The 3939-nt window shown below is 28.0% G+C and carries 5 protein-coding genes and 1 pseudogene; all 6 read left to right on the top strand.

What is annotated here, in order from left to right; all coding sequences use genetic code 11:
• Positions 1-163 precede the first annotated feature (163 nt).
• The 6 genes and pseudogenes from NSA58_RS17090 to NSA58_RS17070 all read left to right on the top strand — a co-directional run bounded on the left by NSA58_RS17090 (position 164) and on the right by NSA58_RS17070 (position 3733).
• The gene (locus NSA58_RS17090) at positions 164-1120 is read left to right on the top strand and encodes a carbohydrate kinase family protein (protein WP_039681343.1); all 957 of its coding nucleotides are present in this window, start codon (positions 164-166) and stop codon (positions 1118-1120) included.
• A 177-nt stretch (positions 1121-1297) separates the two neighbouring features.
• Positions 1298-2338, top strand: coding sequence for an HD domain-containing phosphohydrolase (locus NSA58_RS17085; RefSeq protein ID WP_257560726.1), 1041 nt, complete (start codon positions 1298-1300; stop codon positions 2336-2338).
• Positions 2339-2528: 190 nt separating this feature from the next.
• Positions 2529-2672 (top strand): hypothetical protein, encoded by a 144-nt coding sequence (locus tag NSA58_RS17080; protein WP_161791951.1) that lies wholly within the window; start codon positions 2529-2531, stop codon positions 2670-2672.
• A gap of 66 nt (positions 2673-2738) precedes the next feature.
• Positions 2739-2927: a hypothetical protein gene (locus tag NSA58_RS17075; RefSeq protein WP_074429148.1), complete on the top strand. Its 189-nt coding sequence runs from the start codon at positions 2739-2741 to the stop codon at positions 2925-2927.
• 56 nt (positions 2928-2983) lie between these two features.
• Positions 2984-3262, top strand: a pseudogene (locus tag NSA58_RS21030) (hypothetical protein); the annotation flags it as partial.
• Positions 3263-3277: 15 nt separating this feature from the next.
• A complete protein-coding gene (locus NSA58_RS17070; protein ID WP_039681346.1) occupies positions 3278-3733 on the top strand; it encodes a sensor histidine kinase in 456 nt (151 codons plus the stop codon).
• The last annotated feature ends 206 nt before the right edge of the window (positions 3734-3939 follow it).

Below are 3939 nucleotides of genomic sequence, written 5' to 3'. Positions count from 1 at the left end.
ATGGTAATATTTTCGTGACTAATAAGTTATTATATGTATGAGAAAATAAATTTATATGAGATGTAAAAAAAATACATCGTAAAAATGTTGAAATTTGTAGAAATATACGTTAAAAATATGTTAAAATATAAAAATAATTTCTTAGAAAGGTTACGATTATATTATGAATAATACAAATTCCTATGCATTAGTATTTGGAGTATCAGTTTTTGATATTTGTGGATTTACGGATAATAACTATAGATGCAATGACTCTAACCCAGGTCAGGTTAAGACTTCTTTTGGAGGGGTTTGCAGAAACATAGCTGAATGTATGTCTAGAGTAGGAGTTAATACTAAGTTTATATCAATTTTAGGTGATGATGAAACTGGAAACAGAATGATAGAACATTCAAAGCTTATGAATTACGATATGAGTGATTCTTTAATTATAGAAGGTGGCCATACACCAACATATATGGCAATACTTAATCATCAAGGTGAGATGGTATCAGCAGTAGTAGACATGAAAATAATAGATAAATTTACTACGGAGTTTATAGACTCTAAATCTGAGACCATAAGAAATTCTGAATATATGATATTAGATTCAGATAGACCGGACATAGTAGAATATATACTTGAAAAATTTAGTGGAGAAACTAAATTTATCTTAGACCCAGTATCAGCTGCAAAGGCAGAGGGTGTAAAACATCTAATAAAATACTTCCATACTATAAAGCCAAATAGATATGAAGCTGAAATAATGTGCGGATTTAAAATTGAAAATGACGAAGATGTAAGAAGAGCTGGAAAATACTTTGTTGACTTAGGCATAAAAAATGTATTTATTACATTAGATGAAGATGGAATATACTACAACAATGGAGTGGAAGAAGGCAAATTAAAAGCCAATGATGTTAAAGTTGTAAATGTAACAGGAGCTGGAGATTCTTTTGTAGCAGGAATAGCTCATGGATACATGGAAGAGATTTCATTAATAGATACACTTAAATTTGCAATTTCAATGTCTACAATAACCATATCAACAGAAGAAACTATTCATCCAGAGATGGGCTATGATCTAGTTAAGAAATATGTTGATGATATACAATGGACTCATATAAAATATAATGAATAATCTTTAAGATAATAATCCTTCCATATTAATGGTGGGATTTTTTTATTAAATTTTTTATCTAGTTATACTATATAAAGTATTGGGGATATAATAGCTCTGTAACAGTTAATGTTAAAATATTGTGGAAAAAGTAAAAAAATACAAATAAAATGTATTTTTTTATTTGGAGGGGTATGAATGAAACTTAAACATGTATTAGTTATAGATGATAATGTAACAAACTTAAAATTTGCAGAAAAAATATTAAAACCATATTATAAGGTAAGTTTATTAATATCAGGAGCTCAGGCATTGAAGTTTTTATCTAAAAACACGCCTGACTTAATATTACTAGATATAAATATGCCTGATATGGATGGATATAAAACCTTGAAAAAAATAAGGGAAAATCAAGATCTAGACAATACACCAGTAATATTTTTAACGGCTTTATCAGATAGCGAAAGTGAATTAAGAGCTATTGAATTAGGAGCAGTAGATTTTATTATAAAACCTTTTATTCCGCAGACTATGCTAAGTAGGGTAAAAATGCATTTAGAATTTAGTGAATATAAGAATGATTTAGAAGATAAAGTGCATGAAAAAACAGAAATAATAGAGCATTTGCAAGATGTAATGATGTTATCTTTAGCAGAGCTTGTGGAATGCAGAGATGAAAATACAGGAGGTCATGTTAAGCGAACAGCGGAGTATGTAAAAATATTGACTGATGAAATTGTTGAGGCAAGATTATACAGTGATATTTTAACTCCAGAATATATACGAGATATAGTGAGATCAGCGCCACTTCATGATATAGGGAAAATAGGGATAAATGATTCAACGTTACTAAAAGCCGGATCATTAGATGATGAGGAGTTTGAATATATGAAGAATCATGCAGAACTTGGTGGACAAACATTACAAAAAATGATAAATGAAACTAACGGAGAAAGTTTTTTGTATGCAGCAAAAGATATGGCTCATTATCATCATGAAAAATGGGATGGTAGTGGTTATCCATCAGGATTAAAAGGTGAAGAAATACCTATAAGTGCTAGAATAATGGCAATAGCTGATGTTTATGATGCTTTAACAGCAAAAAGACCTTATAAAGAAGCCTTTGAACATGAAGCTGCATTGAAAATAATAATTGATGGAAAAGGAAAAATGTTTGATCCTAATATTATAGATATATTTGAAAAAATTAGTTACAAATTTCAATTGATAAATTTGTAAGGGGGACATTAGGGAATCAATAGTAGTAAAAAGTCATAATATAGTTGATGGAAGAGAATCAGCTTTAAAAATGATAGATGATATAAATGAAAACATCAAACTTAGGAAATACTCAATAGGAATTTTATTTTGTGAAGCTAGTTTGGATTAAAGTGAATTATTACAAACACTAGGAGATGAAAGTAGCATAATGATACTTAGTTGCAGTTATAGTGGAGAAATTTGTAATGATGGTTATTTAGATGATAGTGCAGTACTTATGGTATTAACAGATGATGAAAATAGATTCCATATCGGTGTGATAAAGGATATAAAAGAAAAAACTAAAGAATAATTAGATGAGATTATAAATAAGGAATATGAAAAAGCTAAATTATTATTTAATGAAGATCCATCAATAATGTTAACATTCCCTAATTTTGATAGTATTGAAACAATTAAAGATATTTTTTACATAGTTAATACAAATTATCTTGACTTACCTATGTTTGGAGGAGCATCTTCTATAGACTTTAATGATAATTTACAAGAATTCACAGAATTCTATGATGGAATAGTATATAAAAGTTCTATACCATTTGTTTTATAAATACAGAGGAAAAGCCTATAAATACTTATGAAAACATAAGTATTTAAGGTTTATTTATTCTAGCAATAGTTTTTTTAATAATTGTTTATGACGAAAATAGAGATTTAACAGGAGCTCATCTATATGAAGTATATTCCAAATATAGAGGCGAAGAAAATGCAAAAGAATTTTGTAAATTATGTAGGGAGTGTTTACAAACACATGAAACTATAGAAAGACTAATTGAATATAATAGTCCAATAGATAATTCGGGGAAGCATGCAACTATAGCAATATATCCAGCTACTAATGAGCGAGTTGAATTACAAAACATAGTTATAGTATTAAAAGATGTAACTGAATTTTATGAAATGAAAGAAAAGGCAGAAATTGCTGGAAAGGCGAAAACAGAATTTTTAGCCAACATGAGTCATGAAATTAGAATACTAATGAACGCAATAGTTGGAATGGTCGAACTTATTATGAGAGAAGATATAAGTGATACTGTAAGGGAGAACATTTATAATATAAAATCAGCAGGTACAAATCTATTAGGAATAATAAATGATATATTAGATATTTCTAAAGTTGAATCAGGAAAAATTGAGTCACAAACAATAGAAGATAATGAAGTAAAGTTAAAAGTTTCTGTTAAAGATACAGGTATGGGAATAAAAGAAGACTTAGAAAAGTTATTTGAATCATTTAAGCAAGTAGACACAAGAAAAAATAGAAATATAGAAGGAACAGGTTTAGGTATAGCCATATCAAAATCATTAGTAGAATTAATGGGCGAAAAAATATTCGTAGAAAGTGTATATGGTTAAGGGAGTAAATTTAGTTTTATATTTAATCAAAAGATTACAAATTACAAAGGGTTTGCTGAAGTTAATGATGAAAAACTAAATAAAAATATACTATAAACCTTATAGAAGAGAAAAGTTATAGCCATATATAAAAAACTAAATAGTGTACTAAAAAGGTGGATACCAAATGAATTAAAGAAGCATCCAAGTGAATGTATGCAAAATAA

The sequence above is a fragment of the Terrisporobacter muris genome (assembly GCF_024621905.1).
Lineage (GTDB): Bacteria > Bacillota > Clostridia > Peptostreptococcales > Peptostreptococcaceae > Terrisporobacter > Terrisporobacter muris.
Note: the sequence above shows the minus strand (reverse complement) of the source record. Positions and strands in the feature narration are given on the sequence as shown.